At 39.5% G+C, this 17,287-nt stretch carries 23 protein-coding genes; 21 read left to right on the forward strand and 2 right to left on the reverse strand.

The window, feature by feature from the left end; translation table 11 throughout:
• The first annotated feature begins 3 nt into the window (after positions 1–3).
• Genes OPF91_RS09960 through OPF91_RS09985 form a run of 6 tightly spaced genes read left to right on the forward strand, consistent with a single transcriptional unit; the run spans position 4 to position 3,404 of the window.
• A complete protein-coding gene (locus tag OPF91_RS09960; RefSeq protein WP_264988599.1) occupies positions 4–735 on the forward strand; it encodes an AAA family ATPase in 732 nt (243 codons plus the stop codon).
• The gene (locus OPF91_RS09965) at positions 732–1,955 is read left to right on the forward strand and encodes a GNAT family N-acetyltransferase (protein ID WP_264988600.1); all 1,224 of its coding nucleotides are present in this window, start codon (positions 732–734) and stop codon (positions 1,953–1,955) included. The genes OPF91_RS09960 and OPF91_RS09965 overlap by 4 nt, the downstream gene beginning before the upstream one ends.
• Positions 1,956–1,966: 11 nt before the next feature.
• Positions 1,967–2,407: a GNAT family N-acetyltransferase gene (locus tag OPF91_RS09970; protein ID WP_264988601.1), complete on the forward strand. Its 441-nt coding sequence runs from the start codon at positions 1,967–1,969 to the stop codon at positions 2,405–2,407.
• Positions 2,408–2,425: 18 nt separating this feature from the next.
• Positions 2,426–2,608 (forward strand): helix-hairpin-helix domain-containing protein, encoded by a 183-nt coding sequence (locus tag OPF91_RS09975; protein ID WP_264988602.1) that lies wholly within the window; start codon positions 2,426–2,428, stop codon positions 2,606–2,608.
• Positions 2,605–2,784 (forward strand): hypothetical protein, encoded by a 180-nt coding sequence (locus tag OPF91_RS09980; protein ID WP_264988603.1) that lies wholly within the window; start codon positions 2,605–2,607, stop codon positions 2,782–2,784. The genes OPF91_RS09975 and OPF91_RS09980 overlap by 4 nt, the downstream gene beginning before the upstream one ends.
• Positions 2,781–3,404, forward strand: a complete 624-nt coding sequence (locus OPF91_RS09985) for a hypothetical protein (protein WP_264988604.1) — start codon at positions 2,781–2,783, stop codon at positions 3,402–3,404. Before OPF91_RS09980 ends, OPF91_RS09985 begins: the two co-directional genes overlap by 4 nt.
• A 34-nt stretch (positions 3,405–3,438) precedes the next feature.
• Here the strand turns inward: OPF91_RS09985 and OPF91_RS09990 are convergent, their stop codons facing one another.
• Positions 3,439–3,924 carry a DUF1648 domain-containing protein gene (locus OPF91_RS09990; RefSeq protein WP_264988605.1) on the reverse strand — a complete coding sequence of 162 codons (486 nt, stop codon included), beginning with the start codon at positions 3,922–3,924 and terminating at the stop codon, positions 3,439–3,441.
• 76 nt (positions 3,925–4,000) lie between these two features.
• Between OPF91_RS09990 and OPF91_RS09995 the strand changes: the two genes are divergently transcribed.
• From OPF91_RS09995 to OPF91_RS10005, 3 genes are read left to right on the forward strand one after another with little or no spacing between them, the layout of a single operon-like run.
• Complete coding sequence (locus tag OPF91_RS09995; protein WP_264988606.1) at positions 4,001–4,735, forward strand: sulfite exporter TauE/SafE family protein; 735 nt, start codon at positions 4,001–4,003, stop codon at positions 4,733–4,735.
• 16 nt (positions 4,736–4,751) lie between these two features.
• Positions 4,752–5,684 (forward strand): PD-(D/E)XK nuclease family protein, encoded by a 933-nt coding sequence (locus OPF91_RS10000; RefSeq protein ID WP_264988607.1) that lies wholly within the window; start codon positions 4,752–4,754, stop codon positions 5,682–5,684.
• Positions 5,685–5,693: 9 nt separating this feature from the next.
• Positions 5,694–6,137: a GNAT family N-acetyltransferase gene (locus tag OPF91_RS10005; protein ID WP_264988608.1), complete on the forward strand. Its 444-nt coding sequence runs from the start codon at positions 5,694–5,696 to the stop codon at positions 6,135–6,137.
• Positions 6,138–6,201: 64 nt separating this feature from the next.
• Here the strand turns inward: OPF91_RS10005 and OPF91_RS10010 are convergent, their stop codons facing one another.
• Positions 6,202–6,657: an NUDIX domain-containing protein gene (locus OPF91_RS10010; protein WP_264988609.1), complete on the reverse strand. Its 456-nt coding sequence runs from the start codon at positions 6,655–6,657 to the stop codon at positions 6,202–6,204.
• A 67-nt stretch (positions 6,658–6,724) separates the two neighbouring features.
• Here OPF91_RS10010 and OPF91_RS10015 point away from each other — a divergent pair, with 67 nt between their 5' ends.
• The 12 genes from OPF91_RS10015 (at position 6,725) to OPF91_RS10070 (ending at position 17,287) form a co-directional block, all read left to right on the forward strand.
• On the forward strand, positions 6,725–7,231 hold the full coding sequence (locus OPF91_RS10015; RefSeq protein WP_264988610.1) for a hypothetical protein: 507 nt from the start codon (positions 6,725–6,727) through the stop codon (positions 7,229–7,231).
• A 58-nt stretch (positions 7,232–7,289) separates the two neighbouring features.
• Positions 7,290–7,835, forward strand: a complete 546-nt coding sequence (locus tag OPF91_RS10020; protein WP_264988611.1) for a GNAT family N-acetyltransferase — start codon at positions 7,290–7,292, stop codon at positions 7,833–7,835.
• Positions 7,836–7,926: 91 nt separating this feature from the next.
• Positions 7,927–10,059 carry a type IA DNA topoisomerase gene (locus tag OPF91_RS10025; protein WP_264988612.1) on the forward strand — a complete coding sequence of 711 codons (2,133 nt, stop codon included), beginning with the start codon at positions 7,927–7,929 and terminating at the stop codon, positions 10,057–10,059.
• A 121-nt stretch (positions 10,060–10,180) separates the two neighbouring features.
• The gene (locus tag OPF91_RS10030) at positions 10,181–10,498 is read left to right on the forward strand and encodes a PadR family transcriptional regulator (RefSeq protein ID WP_264988613.1); all 318 of its coding nucleotides are present in this window, start codon (positions 10,181–10,183) and stop codon (positions 10,496–10,498) included.
• A complete protein-coding gene (locus tag OPF91_RS10035) occupies positions 10,491–11,090 on the forward strand; it encodes a DUF2812 domain-containing protein (RefSeq protein WP_264988614.1) in 600 nt (199 codons plus the stop codon). The genes OPF91_RS10030 and OPF91_RS10035 overlap by 8 nt, the downstream gene beginning before the upstream one ends.
• A 501-nt stretch (positions 11,091–11,591) precedes the next feature.
• Positions 11,592–12,944, forward strand: coding sequence for an aspartate kinase (locus OPF91_RS10040; protein WP_264988615.1), 1,353 nt, complete (start codon positions 11,592–11,594; stop codon positions 12,942–12,944).
• Between the two features lie 103 nt (positions 12,945–13,047).
• The gene (locus tag OPF91_RS10045; protein ID WP_264988616.1) at positions 13,048–13,230 is read left to right on the forward strand and encodes a hypothetical protein; all 183 of its coding nucleotides are present in this window, start codon (positions 13,048–13,050) and stop codon (positions 13,228–13,230) included.
• A gap of 24 nt (positions 13,231–13,254) precedes the next feature.
• Positions 13,255–13,932 (forward strand): adenosylcobinamide amidohydrolase, encoded by a 678-nt coding sequence (locus OPF91_RS10050; protein ID WP_264988617.1) that lies wholly within the window; start codon positions 13,255–13,257, stop codon positions 13,930–13,932.
• Positions 13,929–14,885, forward strand: a complete 957-nt coding sequence (cbiB, locus tag OPF91_RS10055) for an adenosylcobinamide-phosphate synthase CbiB (RefSeq protein ID WP_264988618.1) — start codon at positions 13,929–13,931, stop codon at positions 14,883–14,885. Before OPF91_RS10050 ends, cbiB begins: the two co-directional genes overlap by 4 nt.
• Positions 14,872–15,957 carry a pyridoxal phosphate-dependent aminotransferase gene (locus OPF91_RS10060; RefSeq protein WP_264988619.1) on the forward strand — a complete coding sequence of 362 codons (1,086 nt, stop codon included), beginning with the start codon at positions 14,872–14,874 and terminating at the stop codon, positions 15,955–15,957. The genes cbiB and OPF91_RS10060 overlap by 14 nt, the downstream gene beginning before the upstream one ends.
• Positions 15,954–16,562 carry a histidine phosphatase family protein gene (locus tag OPF91_RS10065; protein ID WP_264988620.1) on the forward strand — a complete coding sequence of 203 codons (609 nt, stop codon included), beginning with the start codon at positions 15,954–15,956 and terminating at the stop codon, positions 16,560–16,562. Before OPF91_RS10060 ends, OPF91_RS10065 begins: the two co-directional genes overlap by 4 nt.
• A 152-nt stretch (positions 16,563–16,714) precedes the next feature.
• The gene (locus OPF91_RS10070) at positions 16,715–17,287 is read left to right on the forward strand and encodes a bifunctional adenosylcobinamide kinase/adenosylcobinamide-phosphate guanylyltransferase (RefSeq protein ID WP_264988621.1); all 573 of its coding nucleotides are present in this window, start codon (positions 16,715–16,717) and stop codon (positions 17,285–17,287) included.

Consider the following 17,287-nt stretch of genomic DNA (forward strand, 5'->3'; position numbering starts at 1 on the left):
CTGATGTATTTGAAATCATGTAAAGTTTTGCAAGAAAAAATACACAAGAAAAATGTCTACCCTTTTAATATTCCAAGCCTCCAGCATTTGCAGGAGCTTGAATTTCCAACGAATGTGACGTTCTTTGTTGGGGAAAATGGCTCTGGTAAATCAACCTTATTGGAAGCAATTGCAGATCGTTGTGATTTCAATACAGCGGGTGGTGGACGGCAAAACAGCTATGAGGTACATGAGGCACAGTCAGCATTAGGTGAATTTCTTCGTTTATCTTGGCTACCTAAAATAACAAATGGCTTTTTCTTACGTTCAGAAACATTTTATCAATTTGCCAGTCATATTGATTTATTAGAGTCTCATCCTAATAAGTATGCAGCGTTTGGTGGAAAATCCCTACATCACCAATCACATGGGGAGTCGTTTTTATCTTTATTTATGAATCGTTTTAAAGGTAAGGCGATTTATTTATTGGATGAGCCTGAAGCGGCATTGTCACCAACACGTCAATTGAGTCTATTGAAAATTATGAAGGATTTAGAGCATGAGGCACAATTTATTATTGCGACACATTCACCCATTTTACTAGGCTATCCTAATGCCACCATTTATAATTTTGATTGTGAACCAATTGAAGCGATTCGCTATGAGGAGACGATTCATTATATTGTGACGAAACGTTTTTTACATGCACCTGAAGCGATCTTTGCCGAGCTATTTGATGAGGAGAGGGAATCATGAACCAACGAAAAGGCTTGATTATGCGGGAAATTCATTTAGATGAAATGGCACAATCCATCGATTTACTCAATTATGTTTTTCAAATGTCCATGTCTATTCATAAAGACCGTCGCTTTGTAAATGCCAAAAGTAAGCAATTTGATGTAGGTCATGCAATTGGCTGGTTTGATGGGGCGCAGCTTGTATCACAAATTTTAAGTTTGCCATTCCAAGTCAATGTGCATGGGGAAGTGTATGATATGGGTGGCATTACGGCTGTTGGCACATATCCTGAATATTCAGGGCATGGTTTAATGGAAGGGCTTATTATGGAATGCTTACAGCGTATGCGTGCAGAGGGGCAATATATTTCGTATTTATTTCCTTATTCGATTCCTTATTATCGTAAAAAGGGCTGGGAAATTATGAGCGATATTGTGGAATTTGAAATTAAAGATACACAATTACCTCACCATACAGGCATTCATGGTAAAATTCGTCGTGTGCATCCGAAACATGAGGATGTTGTCACCATCTATGCGAATTATGCGAAGAAAACACACGGTGTGATGGTGCGTAACAGCATTGCTTGGAATGAAAAGTTTCAAGAGGATTTTTGGGAGGAAAAATTTATCGATAGTGATGTGCAGCTACAGGCAGCCGTTTATTATGATGAAGAGGACATCCCACAAGGCTATATGTTTTATCGCATTATGGAAGAAAATTACTATATAGATGAAATCGTTTATTTGCAGGAGGAAGCACGTAAAGGATTATGGAATTTTGTGTCTGCTCATAGCTCCATGATTTATAATGTCTATGGTAAAACAACGGGCAATGAAGCGGTAGCCTTTTTGTTGGAGGATAGCGAAATTATTCAAAAGGTGTCCCCTTATTTTATGGCACGTATTGTCGATGTGGAGCCATTTTTAAAGCGATATCCATTTGAGGGAGATGATTTCCAACTGACTTTCGCTGTGCATGACCGTATTGTACCATGGAATCATGGGACATTTGTGGTGACAAAGCAGCATGGGCAGGTAACAGTTGACAAGGTGAGTGACGCTTTAGCAGAGCAGGCAGTTCAGCTTACGGTACAAACATTGGCAACGATGCTGTTAGGCTATAAACGTCCAAGCTATTTAGAAAAAATTGAACGTTTACGGGGCACAATTTCAGATGTGATATTGCTTGAGGAACTCTTGCCAATAGGGATTCCAACCTTTATTGATTATTTTTAGGAGGAGCCAAAATGGATATTCGAATTGTTACACAGGAAAATTTGAAGGAGGTTGTCCCGCTGTTTAATGCTTATCGTGAGTTTTATGGACAGCCTTCTGATTTAGCTGGAGCAGAGCAGTTTTTAACGGAGCGTTTTACTAACAGAGAGTCCATTATTTTTCTTGCTTCTATTCATGAACAGCCAGTGGGGTTTGTGCAGCTATATCCAAGCTTTTCATCTGTGGCGATGAAAAAAGCCTTTATTTTAAACGATTTGTTTGTAACCGCTCAGGCACGTCAACAAGGCGTAGCAAAGAGCTTAATCGAGCGATGCTATGTGTACTGTGAAGAACAAAATGCACGTTATATCACATTAGAAACAGCAGTTGATAATAAAAATGCACAAAGGTTATATGAGCAAATGGAGATGCAGGTGGATACAACTGTTTTGCATTACAGTAAATATTGGTAGTTTGGAGGAGCGATATGTATGACAGAATGGCCAAAGGGTGTAGCCAAGCCTGCGATTCGTGCATTGAACGCGGCGGGCTATACAACATTAAAACAACTAGAGCATATCGATTTAATTACATTAAAATCTTTACATGGGATGGGTCCTAAAGCATTGACAGCTATTGAGGAAGCATTAAAGGAGAAAAGGTGTGACGAATGAATAAATTAAGGTTATTTTTAGTGGCAATGATGATGTATTATATTGTGGTTGTCGTACTTGTTAGTAAATTTTTTGTTGTACCTCTGATGAAGGGAGCCGCTCTCGTGTTTTTGATTGGCGCAGGGCTGCTATTGACGAGCAAAATGCGTAAAAAATGGCTAGGGGGTACAGCATGAGATTGTTACGATTAACGATGGTGTACATCGCGATTTTCTTACTTATCATTTTTTTGAAGCTGTCATTGCCTATGTCGATTGCTATTTGTATGGTTGTGCCAACTATATCTACTTTACATTATTGGTATGTGGCGTATCGGACAAATAATATGCGGACTGTAGAGCGATTTATAAAAGCGCGTCAAAAGGAGCCTATTTTTAAAGCTGCTTATTTGATGGTGCATGGGACAGAGGAAGAATTACTGGAAGCATTCGATGTCATTATCAAGAAATACAAGCGGCCTTTTATTCAATATAATTATCGATTTATGAAAGCAATTATACAGGAGGATTTGGAACAGGCGAAGCAAGCAGCTTTACAGATTCAAAAGGAGCCTTTCGCAAGCTATGCCCATTGCTATATTGCTGCATTAGAGGGGCGAACAGAGGCGATGTATAGTGAGCAATTGACACAGCCATGGATGCAGCCAGCAGTAGAAGCTGTTTATGCCTATACATATAAAGACGATCAACGTTTCGAGCAATGTGTACAACAAAGCGTAGAGCAGGCACGAGGCGTACAAAAATATACACTCATTCATAATTTTGCGAAAATGAAGCAAAAGCTAGCTAACACCTAATGTGTGGCTAGCTTTTTGTCTTGGATGGATAGCCTCACTTTACATGGCGTGTAAGGAATAACCCACGAATAATGCCTATTCCTAGAATACCGAATAGTAAGGCTAAAAATGCATATGCCTGCCATTGCTGTAAAATACGTGGATGACCAAAAGCAACAGCTAAATCATTACATAAGGAGTATGTAAAGTATAAAAGAATACTATTTTTAATTAGGCAAAAGGTCATGATTCTATTTTTGTGCTGTGCTCCTGTTTCAGTGGACTGTGAGAAAGTCGCTCGGTATTCTAAATACTGCAATAATAAAAAAAGCATAAAAGCGACAAAGGGTAAATAAAAAATAGCAATCTTTGGTCCAAATTGAGCATCACGACTTGTGAAGCTTTGTAGTACAGGAATAGAAGCAGGTAAATTGGAATAGTGCATAATTGTGGCAACTACACCTGCACTAAAGATAAGAATAGTTAATCCCGTCAAATGACGACAAAAGCGTGGTGTTGCTATTTTTTTTGTGGATGGCATGGATTCACCTCATTTCCATACTATAGTTTGTTATACTGTACCATAAGTAGGTAACGGACAGAAGGAAGGATGTTGGATGGAGTATATATTATTTTTAGCTGTTGGGGTTATTGGGAGTATTATTGGCACGCTAATTGGGGGTGGGGGCTTAATCACATTGCCTACGATGCTATTAATGGGTGTACCTGTGCATTCAGCCATTGGTGCCAATAAAATATCGACGATGGTCAGCTCTTTTTCCATCTTTTATACAATTTTTAAAAATAAGGAGCTCGCTTGGAAGGAAGTTTATGCTGTATTGATTGTCTCTTTAGTGGGAGGTACACTCGGTGGGCTATTCGCAGCATTGTTAAGCGGGCAAACATTAACATTGGTTGCGATTATTTTATTAAGCTTTGCACTTATTACGTCTTTTGTGAGTGGAATTCATTTTGGAGATAAGGAATCCTTTTTGATGGATTGGAAAAAGGGAGCTGTCTTGCTTGGAATCGGTATTTATGACGGTCTTTTTGGTCCAGGTAGCACAACACTAGCTATTTATACATATGCCTATTCAAAAGTTTCGTATATCAAGGCAATTGGGCTATCTCGTGTAGGTGTTTTTGCGATGGGTCTTGGAGCCGCCACTATTTATATTATAACAGGCAAAATCAACTGGACATTAACCTGTACCTTAACGATCGGCTCTATAATTGGCGCACAAATAGGCATTGCGCTTGCTCGAAAAATTAAAATAGAGCAAGTAAAGCTACTATTACGCATCGTAACGTTGCTATTAATTGTGCAGCTACTGTATGATTTTATCAATTAATGAAGGAGAAATCTTGATGTTTGATATAAAACCATTTCCAACATTCTCATGGTCATTTTCACGCTATAAAACATTGGCAAGTTGTGCGCGTAAATATGGCTATGACTATTATTTTGCACATAATGGCTGGCTGCATCATGATGTAGAGCCTTTCCATCAGTATGTGTATCGTCTAAAAAAATTGCAATCGATGCCACTATTATTTGGGCAGATTGTCCATCATCTGATTGAACAAACGTTGAACGAATATATGCAGACAGGTACAACAGCTACACAGGCAGAGCTTGTACAGCGAGCACGTGGACAATTGAATACGGCGTATATTGATTCGACACGTTATATGGAGCAGTGGCGTTACAAGCCGAATCGCTTTCATATGATGCAGGAGATTTATTATGATGGTCAATTAGATGCTGCATTAGTACAAACGTATCGGGAGCGTTTACCAATTGTTGTTACACATTTTTTACAAAGTGAGACATTCCAGTATATTACAGCGAAAAGGGGTTCATTGCGAATTGGTGAGCCTGAGCAATTTCGTTCGATGAAAATAGATGATATACAGGTGTTTGTTGTAATGGACTTTCATTATTATGATGAACTAGCCGAGCAATGGGTAATTATTGATTGGAAAACAGGTGGTGAATCGGACGATGATCGCCAGCAATTAGCTTTGTATGCCTATTATATTCAGCAAAAGTATCGTGTGCCATTAGAGAAGATTGCTGTGTACAATGAATATTTGCTGACAGGTAAGCGTAAAAAATACCAATTTACAGCAACGGATATGGACAATATGCTCTATACATTTCGACACAGTGTGCTGGAAATGAAAAAATTTCAGGCAGATATTTTAGTCAATGAGCCTGTGGATGTAGAGGATTTTCCACAAACAGTAGAGGAATGGCATTGTCGTAGCTGTAATTTTAAGGAATTATGTAGAAGGTAGGGAGATAGAATGGTTTACAAAGTAACTGTTTTAACGGAGGAGCATAAGGAATTTACAGCCTTTTTAAATGAGCAAATTCGTGCCTATAATAACGAACATTCCCATTCCCATCGAGCAAGTCGTGAAGCGGGAGCAATTCAGCCGTTAAACATTATGGTGACGGATGATGAACAGCAATGGCTGGGTGGGCTAACAGCGGAGATTTACTGGGATTGGATGGAAATTCATAAATTTTGGTTTCAGGATACCTATCGTGGACAGGGGCTAGGTGGGCAATTACTGGCACAGGCTGAGGAAGTTGCCAAACAGATGGGGGCAACGAAGGCACTATTAACGACCTATGAATTTCAAGCACGGACATTTTATGAGGCAAAAGGCTATCAGGTGGTCGGAGAAATTAAAGATTACCCACCAGGTAGCAGCTATTACACGATGGTAAAAGTATTTACATGAGTGATTAGAAAATTTATCAACCACCTACAATGAAATTGGGATTGTAGGTGGTTTCATTTTTGTGTTAATTAATATCGCCTAAATAAATAGGTGTAGCCTGTTCAAAATGGTGCTGTTGAATATAGGCTATCAACTCTTTTGGATAGAGTCGATAATGGGCTAAGTCTTGCAGAGGAACCCATTCTATGCCAATTTGATGGCTGTCAGGGTTTGTTGGCTGATGTGGTGCGCCGTTTACTTGACAGTGAAAATAACATTCGACCTGGTGCACATGGGCGTCAAAAGAGGCATGCTCGTGATTTTTTCCGATGTACTCACGGATAAAAAGTAGTTCGCCAATCGTTACATGACAACCAATTTCCTCTAGACATTCCCTCGCTAATGCTACATAAAATGTTTCGCCGTGTTCTTGTCCACCACCAGGACAAAGATAGAAATCACCGTCCGTATCATGGTTTTTCGTAAGCAAAATATGATTATTTTCAATAATAATGGCTTTGATCGAGTTTCTGATGGTCATAGTTGTTCTCCTTATTTGCATAAAAGTAAGTGCGCTTGTCAACATTATAACAAAGGGGAGATGTTCGATGTATGCACTGACAAATTTTAAATACCTTGTTGATAAGCAGGCAGAAATTGATGCACTTTATCGGCAATGTGATGATTTGATTCAAACAACGGTTACACCACAATTAGAGGCAGAAACACAGCAGTTTTTAGATAGTATTGACCAAAAATTAACGGAACAAGACTTTACGATTACACGCACATCTACAGGGCTGATTGCTAACTATCAGGAAGCGGTTATTAATGTAGATAAGCATTCCAAGCATTTAGAAGAATGTTTTTTTATTAATCTGAATAGCTATGCTGAGGATCAAATTTCGATTGTGTTAACGATTAAGCAAGTAAAAGTAGCTAAAATCAGTCAAGATGTGGATGGCTATGCAGAGGTCATGGAGCAAATGATGGACAAGTTGCAACAAGCTAAAAGTTTATACAATGCCTGCAAAGAGCCAACCTTTAATTATAAAACACAGGGTGGTATTATTTTTCATTCCTATGATGAAGTCATCGCTTATTATTTTGGATAAAAGGATTTTTGCTATTCTCCCTAGAACATATGAAAGAAGAAAGAATGGGGGAATATGGATGTTTCCATTACTAGAAACAGCAAGATTACGCTTACGAGCATTGACTACACAAGATACAGAGCGAATTTTCCAATGCTTTGCACATGAAGAGGTGATCCGCTATTATGGGCAGGAGCGCTTTCAGGAATTACAGCAGGCTGAACGATTAATTGAGCTGTTTGCGCAAAGCTTTGCTACAGAGAAAGGGATTCGTTGGGGCATTGAGCTGAAAGAAACAGCTGAAATTATAGGGACAATCGGTTTTCATAATTGGTTAAAGGCACATAAACGAGCGGAGATTGGTTATGAGCTCCATCCAGATTATTGGCACAAAGGCTATGCGCAAGAGGCACTGACTGAAGTGCTTGCATATGGCTTTCAGAAGATGGATTTGACACGGATTGGTGCGGTTGTATTTATCGAAAATGCAGCGTCAAGTCAGCTGTTATTGAAAATGGGCTTTCAAAAGGAAGGTATTTTACGAGCTTATATGTATCAGCATGGGCAGGCGCACGATACAATCATTTATGCACTTCTAAAAACAGCATATGAAGGGGCGAATTAGCTGGAAAAATAGCTTTCTCTTACAGTATACTAGAAAAAACGTTTGTTCTGATATGTGTAGAGAAAATTTTTAAAAGAAGATGTGATGATTTATGGGGAAAATTGCTATTTTAGCTGAAAAACCTTCTCAGGCAAGAGCGTATGCAGAGGCCTTTAAAATTAAACAAAAAGAAAAAACATTTATTGAATTAGAGCCTTGTCCTACATTCCCTGCTGGTGCAGTGATTACTTGGGGCATTGGTCATCTGGTGGAGTTAAAGGAGCCGAAAGAATATAAAAAGGAATGGGAAAAATGGTCACTCGCTTCCCTACCTATCTTTTTAGATAAATATGAGGATAAAGTAGTTTCTCATATGTATTCGCAGTTTCAAGCGGTGAAAAAAATTTTCCATGATCCGCAAGTAACAATGATTTATAACGCTTGTGATGCGGAGCGTGAAGGGGCAAATATCTTTTATTCGATTTATAAAATGACGAAAGTGAAAAAGCCTGTTAAACGTTTATGGATTAATTCTTTAGAGGTCGATGAAATTCGCAAAGGCTTTCTGAATATGCAAAGCAATGAACAGGATTTATTGATGTATCAAGAAGCGAAAACACGTCAAATTAGCGACTGGCTCGTTGGCATGAATTGCAGTCGCCTGTATACATTGCTATTGCAGCAAAAAGGGTTTAAAGGAAGTATTTCCATTGGGCGCGTACAATCGCCAACGGTCTATTTAATTTATAAAAGATTACAAGAAATTGAAAACTTTAAGCCAGAAAATTTTTATGAGATTGAGGGGCTATTTAAGGCACAGCAAGGGATTTATAAAGGAAAGGCTAAACTAAAGACAAAAGTTAGAGCGGAAGCCGAGCAATTACTACAGCAGCATGGTATTCAACCAATAGAGATGGGGCAAATTACGAGTGTGGTGAATAAAACAAAGCATATCCAGCCACCAAAGCTCCATGCCTTGTCCACGTTACAGGCTACAGCTAATAAACGTTGGAAATATAGTCCAGCGCATGTCTTAAAGCTCACACAGTCACTGTATGAAAAAAAGCTCGTGTCTTACCCTCGTACCGATTCCCAACTGATTACGCATAATGAGTACAGCTATTTGCAGGAGACATTACCAAAATACCAGCAATTGATTGGCAAGTCATTTATGTCTATTGCAAGAGGGAATAACAAACGCTATGTAGATAGTGCAAATGTCGGGGAGCATTATGCCATTATTCCAACGAAAAAGATTCCAACTGCAAAAGCATTACAGTCGATGTTGGTAGATGAGCGCAATATTTATATGGAAATTGTGCGTACAACACTTGCTATGTTTCATCAAAATTATGAGTATGATGAGAAAACGATTATCACCAATGTGAAAAATATGGCGTTTAAGTCAGTCGGTAAAACAGAGTTGATAAAGGGCTGGAAAGAGCTTTTTGATGAGGAAAAGGAACCTCGTCAACAGGAAGAAGCGCTACCTGCTGTTATACAAGGTGAAATGGTGCAAGGTCAAATTGCGATTGTTGAAGGGACGACAACACCTCCTAAGCCGTATACAGAAGGGCAGTTAATTACCATGATGAAAACATGTGGCAAAGCGGTGGAGGATGAAGCAGAAATCGAGGTATTAAATGCTGTAGAAGGAATTGGAACTGAGGCAACTCGAAGCGGTATTATTGAGACGATTAAAAAGCATGGATTTATTGAAGTGAAGAAAAATATTGTCAACATAACGCCAAAGGGAGAACTATTATGCCAAGCGATTGAAGGCACTTTACTTGCTAGCCCTTCTATGACAGCGAAATGGGAGATTTATTTAAAGAAGATTGGGCGTGGTGAAGGCTCAGTCAATCATTTTATCGAGAATATTGGCAAGTTTATTAATCAATTAATAGCAGAAGTACCAAATCAAATTAATCAGTTGACCATTGAAGCAGAACAATGGACGCAAGCAAAGGCAAAAGATATTGTACTGTGCCCAACATGTAAAGTCGGTACGATTAGCTTACGTAAGAAATTTTATGGTTGCTCAGCGTATAAAGATGGCTGTAAGCAAACATTTCCTGAGCGTTTACTAGGGAAGAAACTGACGGAAAAAAACATTAAAGATTTGTGTAGTAATGGTAAAACGTCCACAATAAAAGGGTTCAAAGCGAAAAGTGGCAAATCCTTTAGCGCAGCACTTTATTTCGTTGATGGTAAAATTGAATTTGATTTTAATCGAGCACAATGAAAACCGTGCAATGGTGAATAACATCGCCATTGCACGGTTTTTTTATACAGTTGACATGTATAGTTAAACTGTATACAATACAACTATATAGTTAAACTGTATAGTTAGTGAGGTGGATTATATGAAAAAACATAAATTACTCCCTTTGACAGAAACAATGCACTACATATTGCTGGCATTAAGAGAACCGCTGCATGGCTATGCAATTATGCAAAAGATAGAGGTGATGAGTGAGGGGCAAGTTCGTATTGCGGCAGGTACTTTATACGGAGCAATCGAAAATTTATTGAAATACAACTGGATTGTATTAGTGGCGTCTGAAGAACCAAGGAGAAAAGTTTATCGTATTACAGATGAGGGTCTCCATATTTTACAAATTGAAAAAGAGCGTTTGCACCATATTCTCTCATTGTATGAAGGAGTTGAGCACCATGAATAAATTTAGAATGTTTGTTGATATAAAAAAAGAAGAGCGATGGTTAAATGAAATGATTACGCAGGGATGGGTATGTCGCAAGGCTAATCGCTATGGCGTTTATTATTTTGAAAAAAGGGAGATAGCTGAACAAACGATTCGTCTCGACTTTCAATCATTCAAATCAGCAGAGATGTACATGCAATATGTACAACTATATGAGGATTTTGGTTGGCAGTATATCGGAGGCTCTCGTCATTCTTCCTTACATTATTGGCTAAATCCAAATGGAGAACTTGATGAACTGTACTCTGATAATGGATCTGAAAAAGCGTATTTAAACCGTTTAACAACCTATTATAGCTCGCTTACACTCCTCTTTATTGTGTTGACGATTAGTTTGTTTAATAATTTGTCACAATATATAAATGTGAAAGCAGCTTACCTTACACCTAATCTTTGGGAAAAGGAAGGCAGTGATTTTGTCACTAGCTTTTTATTTGAAACACCCTTTGCCCTTTTGCGATTTAGTCTCCCATGGTTATTCATGATTGGCAGCATCGTCTTTATTCGCACATACTTAAAATATAAGAAAGAGTTAACTAAAAACAATTAGCTGATTCCATGATGAAGGGGGTTGCATCACACTATGTACCTCCTTTTATCTTGATTCAGCAAATGGTTTTTGTATCGAAAGTGAAGCGTCAGATACAGAAGACCCCTTCCTCTACAGGGAGGAGATAAATGCCTATTTTTACTTCCATTCAGTGGGTGTCCAAACGCTCGCTGAATCAAGATAAAGCCCCAGCAGATGTCATGGATTTTGAAGAGGAACTTTCCGAGTGAACTTGGAAAAATCCAGACGCAATTACGCTGGGGCGTAATTGATTGTCTAGAATTTTCATGATTCTGTGAACTTTATGAAAAAATTTTTAAAAAACCTTAACTATTTCAGATGAAATCCGTATAATATATCAAACAGTACGAAAAATTGTCCATTTTCTATGCAGAATTTAAAAAATTGTATTGACGTAGAGAATGATAATTTGTACACTGTGTACATTCAATTGTTTTTTCGGAAAATACATTATTTTAAAAAGTAAGGATTTGATACAATATGATCGTATGTAAATTTGGTGGAACATCTGTGGCAAGTGCTGAACAAATTCAAAAGGTAGCTGCTATTGTCAAAGCAAACCCTGCACGTAAAATCGTAGCAGTATCAGCGCCAGGCAAACGCTCAGGAGATGACATCAAAGTAACGGATTTATTAATTGAACTAGCAAATGCAGCATTAAAAAATGAACAGGTCGAAGAAAAAATACAAAATGTGGTGAACCGTTTCCAAGCGATTGCAGAAGGCTTGCATTTAGATAATAGCATTTGCGATGTGATTGCAGAGGATTTACGTGAGCGCGTACAAGGCGACCAAACAAATGAAGAACTGTTTATCGACAGCATTAAGGCGGCAGGTGAAGATAATAATGCGAAATTGATTGCCGCTTATTTCACTTCTATCGGTATGCCAGCACGCTACGTTAGTCCTAAAAGTGGCTTAGTGGTGAATGATTTACCAGAGCGTACTTTTGCATTACCAGAAGCCTATGAGAATTTAGCTGTGTTAAAAGAGACAAAAGAAATTATTGTGTTCCCAGGATTCTTCGGTTACACTAAAGCGGGTGTATTGCGCACCTTTGACCGTGGTGGCTCTGATATTACAGGCTCTATTTTAGCAGCGGCTGTAGAGGCAGAGTTATATGAAAACTTTACGGATGTTGATTGTGTCTTTTCAGCTAATCCAAAAGTAGTCAATGATCCAGTGGAAATTAAAGAAATCACGTATCGTGAAATGCGTGAGCTATCCTATGCAGGCTTTTCAGTATTCCATGATGAAGCATTAATGCCTGTTTATAAGATTGGGGTGCCCGTGAACATTAAAAATACAAATAATCCATCAGCGCCAGGTACACGCATTGTTGCACGTCGTCCAGCAACAGGTCGCCCAGTAACGGGCATTTCGGCGGACAGTGGTTTTTCAACTTTATATGTGTCAAAATATTTAATGAATCGTGAAGTAGGCTTTGGACGCAGACTACTACAAATTTTAGAGGACGAAAATATTTCGTATGAACATACACCGTCTGGTTTAGATGATATTTCAGTGATTATGCGTTCTCATCAATTAACACCAGAAAATGAAACACGCATCATTGAACGTGTGAAAAATGAATTACAGGCTGAGCATGTTGAAATGCGTCACGGCTTCTCTATGATTGTCATTGTGGGAGAAGGAATGCGTCATAATACAGGCTTAGCAGCACGCGCAGCAACGGCCATTTCTCAAACAGGTGCCAATATTGAAATGATTAATCAAGGCTCATCAGAAGTTAGTCTAGTATTTGGTGTCTTACAGGAATACGAGAATCAAATTTTACAAGCATTGTATAAAGAATTTTTTGCACATGCCTAATACTATGAACACTAATCCATGCGTTGACGATATGGATTAGTGTTTTCTTTTGGCCTCAGATGCAGTAAAATCGAGAACATACATAAGAATTGGAGGCTTTTTTATGAAAAAATTATCATTTGGGATGTTTCTTTCGGTAATCGGCATATTATTCGTGTGTTTGACAATCATGGAAGTATTACCTGCCGAAACGAAAACGATGAAGATTGTGTATATAGCGATTGGCTGGGTGTTTATTATTGGAGGCTCCATTGTGCGCTTTAAACAATTACAGCAAAAGCGTTAGGTAAAAGGGGATGAATCGGTAGCGATGTTAGACAAAACAGCGATAGAAATTTTAGAGCATTATGTAATGGTAAGAACCGAAGCACCGATGAAGGTTGTATCCTCCGCAATGCACCATCCAGGCTTTGGCTATTATCGACATTTGGTGAATCGTTCTGTAGCGAAAAGCTATGATGAGCGTCAGCCACATCAGGAATTAGCGCATTTCTTACAAAAGGAAAACTTTCCAGTAGACGATACAGTCGCCATGATGACAGCTGTTCCTGCTCACTATGCAACAGTTCGAGAGTTTACATATGAAGGCATTCATCTAGTGGTGATGATTACGGCTGGTCTTAGTAATGCGGTAGATATTACGAGGGCGTTTCATCGACAAGAGCTGTATTATCCTGGAACGATTAATACATGGGTGCTTATTAATGGACGACTATCGGATGAAGCGCTCTTTCAAGCCATGATTTCCTCAACAGAAGCAAAGGTGAGAGCTTTATTGGATGGACAAATTATAGACCCAACAACAGGGACGCTTGCTACAGGTACATCCACAGATAGTTTATTAATTGCGTCGACAGAGGAAGGGGACTATCATCAATATGCAGGCCCAATTACACTGTTAGGCAAAGTCATCGGTCATGGCGTCTATGAAACAATGTGTGAGGCAATAGCGCGTTATAAAAAAGCACAGGAGGAAAAGGAGAAATGATACCACTTGTCATAGCCTGCTTGATAGGGCTTCTGTTTGATTTAATCGTGGGTGATCCGCCAAAACTGCCACATCCTGTACGTTGGATTGGTACACTGATTCAATCTCAAACAGCACTTTGGAATAAAGGACGAGCACGGAAGCTAAAGGGTATGTTGATGGCACTAGCTGTCATTGGCACAACGATGCTGGTGGTGACCATACTGATTATTATGAGCTATCGGGTGAGTCTGCTCTTTGGCATTGTTGTCGAAGGCTTGCTGATTGGGATTGGCTTGGCACAACGCAGTTTAAAGGAAGCAGCACTAGCAGTGTATACACCATTAGCACAAGGCGATTTTGCAGAGGCACGTGTGAAGCTTTCATGGATTGTAGGGCGCGATACAGAAAAGCTTGGGGAGGATGAAATTGTGCGAGGTGTTGTCGAAACCGTTTCTGAAAATACGAGTGACGGCATTACAGCTCCATTATTTTATGCCTTTTTATTTGGAGCGATTGGCTTATGGGGCTATAAAGCGGTCAATACATTGGATTCAATGGTTGGCTATAAAAATGAGAAATATCAAGAGTTCGGCATGTTTTCAGCCAAGCTAGATGATGTTTTGAACTTTATTCCAAGTCGTTTAACAGGCTTGTTGATGGTTTTGGGAACGAAAAATGAAACAGCTCATTCTTTAAGCACACGATTGAAGCGCTGGCTACAGGATGCTAAAAAACACCCAAGCCCTAATAGTGGTTACTTAGAGGCAGCGACAGCCGTACAGCTTGGTGTACAGCTAGGTGGGCGAAATACATATCAAGGTATCGTTTCGAATCGAGCGGTGATGGGCGAAAAATTAGTACCGCTCACAAAGCAACATATTCTCACAGCCATTCGACATATGCGTATCGCTACATTGTTATTCACACTTGTCATGTTAGCATGGGGGGTGCTACTTTTTGTTATTGCCTAATCATGGAGCGAATCCACAGTATTTGTATCAACAATTAGGGCTTGAAATGCCAGCTAAAGTCTATGATTTCAGTGAAAATGTCAATGCATTTGGTCCACCTGCTTTTGTAGAGCAGCAATGGCAAAGCTATCTCTCTCTATTGCAACATTATCCGAATCCAGAAGGTGAGCCATTTTTGACACAGGTGGCAGCCTTTCATCAGCTCGATAAGACAGAGGTGTTGCTAGGAAATGGGGCATCTGAGCTTTTGACTGTCCTAGCGAAACGCTACCGTCATAAACGGGTGATTTTGATACATCCAACATTTTCAGAGTATGAGCGCACATTGCGAGCAGCAGGAGCAAAGGTACAATCGATTGTTGTGGAAGATGTTCGGGATTATACATTACCAATGGAGCAGCTTCAACAGGCGATGGTGGAGGCGGACGCATTATATCTATGTATACCGAATAATCCAACAGGTGTATTACCAAATCAACAGGACATTGAACAATTGCTTATTCATGGAGCGAATGTAGCATGTGAGCTTGTGTTTGATGAAGCCTTTATGGATTGGGTGGAGGAAGCCTATTCATGGATTCCTCAAATTCAACAGTATCCACATCTAATTGTGGTACGTTCGATGACAAAGATGTATGCCATTCCAGGTATTCGTCTTGGTTATTTAGTCGCACAACCAGCTATTATAGCCGCACTTCAACAAATGCTTGCCCATTGGAATTTGAATGCACTTGCGTTGACGATTGGGGCTAATTGCTTACAAGAAACACACTATCGGGAGCAAGCAATTACTTATGCTGTAGCACAAAGACAAGCATTGCAGCACTATTTGCGTGAGCATGGCTGCCAAGTGACAAATAGTGTGACCAATTATGTATGCTTTGCTTTACCAACAGTTGCGCACAATGATACTTTTTTTCAACATTGTTTGACAAGAGGCATTGTTTTACGTCATACGCATAATTTTCTCGGTTTGGACGGACAATGGTTCCGTATAGGCATTAAAAATCAAGTAGCGATGACTTATTTAAAAAGCTGTTTGGAAGCATGGTTTCAAGGAGTGGAAGAATGACAACTTTTTATATGGTAAGACATGGAGAAACAATATGGAATCAAATGCAGCGTCTACAAGGTTGGTTGGATTCACCACTGACAGCAACAGGTATTGCACAAGCTGAAAAATTGTGTGAGGCGTTACGGGATGTGCCATTTACAGCCGCTTATAGTAGTTCAAGTGGACGAGCAATGGAAACGATGCGTATTGTTCTTGGGCAACGTTCATTATCTATTGTAGAGGAAGATGGTTTACGAGAGATTTTTCTAGGTAATTGGCAAGGAGAAACGGTAGAGGATATTATCGCGGTAGATGAGCTGTCTTATAGTAACTATTTATATGCACCAGAAAAATTTCAGCCGACACATACAGAGAGCTTTGAAGCTGTGACAGAACGTGCATTACAGGTACTGCTTGCGGTTGCGGAGCGTGAGCCAAATGGCACGATTTTAATTGTCTCTCATGCAGTTACGATTAAATGTCTGTTAAATGCTGTTTTAGGGCGTGAGTTGGCATCATTATGGGCGGAGCCATTTATTCATGGTACCAGTGTCACAACGATTGAGCGAGTAGAGCAGCAATGGTTGGTGAAGGAGATTGGAAATATAACCCATTTAGACTAAGTAGAGAAAGGGTTTCGTAGACAATCGACAACATTGCGTGGATATTCGACACAACTTCGTAGACAATCGACAAAATAACGTGGATATTCGACAAAGTGATGTAGATAAATCGCTCTTTTCGTTATTTATAGTACAAGAGGAGGTGTAGGGGAATGCCACTTCTTTTTATTACTGGTGGTGTACGCAGTGGGAAATCACATTTTGCGGAACAAACGGCTATTCGTTACTATCAAGAAGCCCAACAAAATAAGCGTTTACTGTATATTGCCTCTGGTGTCGCCTTAGATGCTGAAATGGCAAGTCGCATTGCGAGACATCAAGCAGACCGTCAAACACAAGCTGTTCAATGGCTGACAATGGAAGCACCCGTAGATCTGGCAGATGCGCTTGCACAGCTACAAACAGGTGATATTGTGCTATGGGACTGTGTCACAACATGGCTGGCAAACGCTTTATATGATGGCTTCGAAGCAGGTACACCATGTATCTCACAGTCAGGATGCTTGGAGCAGAAATTAGCTGAATTAAAGCAGGCTATCCAAATGGCCCTTACACAACAAGTAACATTATTAGTTGTATCCAATGAATTATTTGAAGAGCCACCATATGCTAATAGGGAAGTAGAGCTGTATCGTCAGACATTGGGTGAATTACATCAATGGTTGGCATCTATTGCCGATGAGGCGTATGAGATGGATTATGGTTGCTTGAAAAAATGGAAATAA

The sequence above is a fragment of the Lysinibacillus piscis genome, assembly GCF_026012395.1.
Lineage (GTDB): Bacteria > Bacillota > Bacilli > Bacillales_A > Planococcaceae > Lysinibacillus > Lysinibacillus piscis.

What these genes read in the sequence shown, in the direction of transcription:
- OPF91_RS09975 (WP_264988602.1), top strand. Translation starts at nt 2,426, where the DNA reads ATGACAGAATGGCCAAAGGGTGTAGCCAAGCCTGCGATTCGTGCATTG.
- OPF91_RS10010 (WP_264988609.1), bottom strand. Translation starts at nt 6,657, where the DNA reads ATGACCATCAGAAACTCGATCAAAGCCATTATTATTGAAAATAATCAT.
- OPF91_RS10020 (WP_264988611.1), top strand. Translation starts at nt 7,290, where the DNA reads ATGTTTCCATTACTAGAAACAGCAAGATTACGCTTACGAGCATTGACT.
- OPF91_RS09990 (WP_264988605.1), bottom strand. Translation starts at nt 3,924, where the DNA reads ATGCCATCCACAAAAAAAATAGCAACACCACGCTTTTGTCGTCATTTG.
- OPF91_RS10025 (WP_264988612.1), top strand. Translation starts at nt 7,927, where the DNA reads ATGGGGAAAATTGCTATTTTAGCTGAAAAACCTTCTCAGGCAAGAGCG.
- OPF91_RS10015 (WP_264988610.1), top strand. Translation starts at nt 6,725, where the DNA reads ATGTATGCACTGACAAATTTTAAATACCTTGTTGATAAGCAGGCAGAA.
- OPF91_RS10035 (WP_264988614.1), top strand. Translation starts at nt 10,491, where the DNA reads ATGAATAAATTTAGAATGTTTGTTGATATAAAAAAAGAAGAGCGATGG.
- OPF91_RS09970 (WP_264988601.1), top strand. Translation starts at nt 1,967, where the DNA reads ATGGATATTCGAATTGTTACACAGGAAAATTTGAAGGAGGTTGTCCCG.
- OPF91_RS10040 (WP_264988615.1), top strand. Translation starts at nt 11,592, where the DNA reads ATGATCGTATGTAAATTTGGTGGAACATCTGTGGCAAGTGCTGAACAA.
- OPF91_RS10050 (WP_264988617.1), top strand. Translation starts at nt 13,255, where the DNA reads ATGTTAGACAAAACAGCGATAGAAATTTTAGAGCATTATGTAATGGTA.
- OPF91_RS10065 (WP_264988620.1), top strand. Translation starts at nt 15,954, where the DNA reads ATGACAACTTTTTATATGGTAAGACATGGAGAAACAATATGGAATCAA.
- OPF91_RS10000 (WP_264988607.1), top strand. Translation starts at nt 4,752, where the DNA reads ATGTTTGATATAAAACCATTTCCAACATTCTCATGGTCATTTTCACGC.
- OPF91_RS10005 (WP_264988608.1), top strand. Translation starts at nt 5,694, where the DNA reads ATGGTTTACAAAGTAACTGTTTTAACGGAGGAGCATAAGGAATTTACA.
- OPF91_RS10070 (WP_264988621.1), top strand. Translation starts at nt 16,715, where the DNA reads ATGCCACTTCTTTTTATTACTGGTGGTGTACGCAGTGGGAAATCACAT.
- OPF91_RS10030 (WP_264988613.1), top strand. Translation starts at nt 10,181, where the DNA reads ATGAAAAAACATAAATTACTCCCTTTGACAGAAACAATGCACTACATA.
- OPF91_RS09985 (WP_264988604.1), top strand. Translation starts at nt 2,781, where the DNA reads ATGAGATTGTTACGATTAACGATGGTGTACATCGCGATTTTCTTACTT.
- OPF91_RS09980 (WP_264988603.1), top strand. Translation starts at nt 2,605, where the DNA reads ATGAATAAATTAAGGTTATTTTTAGTGGCAATGATGATGTATTATATT.
- OPF91_RS10045 (WP_264988616.1), top strand. Translation starts at nt 13,048, where the DNA reads ATGAAAAAATTATCATTTGGGATGTTTCTTTCGGTAATCGGCATATTA.
- OPF91_RS09960 (WP_264988599.1), top strand. Translation starts at nt 4, where the DNA reads ATGTATTTGAAATCATGTAAAGTTTTGCAAGAAAAAATACACAAGAAA.
- cbiB (WP_264988618.1), top strand. Translation starts at nt 13,929, where the DNA reads ATGATACCACTTGTCATAGCCTGCTTGATAGGGCTTCTGTTTGATTTA.
- OPF91_RS09995 (WP_264988606.1), top strand. Translation starts at nt 4,001, where the DNA reads ATGGAGTATATATTATTTTTAGCTGTTGGGGTTATTGGGAGTATTATT.
- OPF91_RS09965 (WP_264988600.1), top strand. Translation starts at nt 732, where the DNA reads ATGAACCAACGAAAAGGCTTGATTATGCGGGAAATTCATTTAGATGAA.